Genomic DNA, 280 nt, shown 5'->3' with positions numbered 1-280 from the left:
AAATCGCGGAAAAGCTGGGGATTGATCTATACCGGGCGGCCAAGGGGATTTACGACATCGTCAACGAAAACATGTACGGCGCTATCCGGGTGGTTTCTGTGGAAAAAGGATATGATCCGCGCCAATTTGCCTTGCTGGCCTTAGGTGGTGCAGGCCCGCTGCACGGCAATGCCTTAGGCCGTCTAGCCGGTTCATTCCCTGTAATCGTTCCGCCTACGCCAGGTGTATTGTCCGCCCTCGGCTTCCTGCAATCGGATATCCGCAATGAATACTCTAAAAC

Annotated in this window: 1 protein-coding gene; it reads left to right on the top strand. The window is 53.9% G+C overall.

The genetic code is table 11. The features are described from left to right. Positions 1 to 280 (top strand): hydantoinase/oxoprolinase family protein (locus MXD62_RS08500; RefSeq protein WP_285223996.1); only part of this gene is annotated, 280 nt, incomplete at both ends.

This window comes from Frankia sp. Mgl5 (genome assembly GCF_023242985.1).
Taxonomy (GTDB): Bacteria; Actinomycetota; Actinomycetes; order Frankiales; family Frankiaceae; genus Parafrankia; species Parafrankia soli.
This window is presented reverse-complemented; position numbering and strand designations above follow the sequence as displayed.